Source organism: Nitrosomonas eutropha (assembly GCF_003201195.1).
GTDB lineage: Bacteria > Pseudomonadota > Gammaproteobacteria > Burkholderiales > Nitrosomonadaceae > Nitrosomonas > Nitrosomonas eutropha.
Genome location: NZ_QICQ01000082.1, coordinates 1 through 1,153, shown reverse-complemented (window position 1 = coordinate 1,153; position 1,153 = coordinate 1). Strand labels below are relative to the sequence as shown.

General features: G+C 46.5%; 1 protein-coding gene. It reads left to right on the top strand.

The window, feature by feature from the left end; all coding sequences use genetic code 11:
• Nucleotides 1-43: 43 nt before the first annotated feature.
• A protein-coding gene (locus tag C8R14_RS13295) for an IS3 family transposase (protein ID WP_258333084.1) occupies nucleotides 44-1,153 on the top strand; the annotation gives its coding sequence in 2 pieces (ribosomal slippage) (nucleotides 44-323 and nucleotides 323-1,153; 1,111 coding nt annotated over the 2 pieces). This gene is flagged as partial in the annotation.

Here is a 1,153-nt window from a genome sequence, read left to right as displayed (position 1 = left end):
GGACAGTCCAGTTAAGAGAAAATAACCTTAACTGGAGGAAGCAATGGAAACGAGAAAGCAGTACACAAAAGAGTTCAAACTAGATGCCATCAGTCTGGTATTGGATCAGGACCACACACCATCGGAAGTATCCCGAAGCCTGGGAATCAATGCCAATATGCTGAGGAGATGGATCAGAGAATATCAGGCAGATAATACGGGTCAGGCATTCCGAGGCAATGGGAAGCTAACACCGGAGCAGGAGGAAATTAGAAAGCTCAAGATCCAGATCAAGCGGCTGGAAATGGAGAAGCGCATCTTAAAGGAAGCGACGGTCTTTTTTGCGAAAGAAACGAAGTGAAATATTCGTTTATCACCCAAAGGAAAAAGACCTATCCGGTCGGCTTGATGTGCCGACTCATGGGTGTAAGCCGCAGTGCCTACTATGATTACGTTCGTTGTGCTGACAATTGTTCTACCGACCCGTGCCATATAGAAATACTTGGAGCAGTACGGGAGATAGCAAAATCCAGTCATCATAGCTATGGCAGTCGCAGAATCGGAAAAGCGCTGAATGCACGGGGTTATCCGGTTGGTCGCAGGAAGGCTCGAAGCCTGATGCGAGAAGCAGATGTGCAAGTGAGGCACCGGAAAAAGTACAAGGTCACAACTAACAGTAATCACAAACAACCGATATTTGAGAATAGGCTGAATCGGCAATTTGATGTTGCAGCCCCCAATCAAATCTACGTTGGTGACATTACCTGCATTTGGACCCGGGAAGGCTGGTTGTATCTGGCGGTGGTCATTGATTTGTTTTCCAGGAAGGTGGTGGGTTGGAGCATGAGTTCAAGAATGAAAGCAAAGCTGGTTTGTGATGCATTGAGAATGGCTGTCTGGCAGCGTCAACCACAACCTGGATTGATTGTACATTCAGATCGTGGATCGCAATATGCCAGCAAGCAGTACCGCCAACTTTTAAAAATACACGGCTTTATCGGCAGTATGAGTCGTAGGGGAAATTGTTGGGATAATTCAGTGGCTGAAAGCTTTTTCGGTAGCCTTAAACGGGAGCAAATCCACTGGCAACATTATCCAACCCGCCATAAAGCACAACAAGATGTACTGCAGTATATTTCCATGTTCTATAACAGCCAGCGACTGCATTCATACC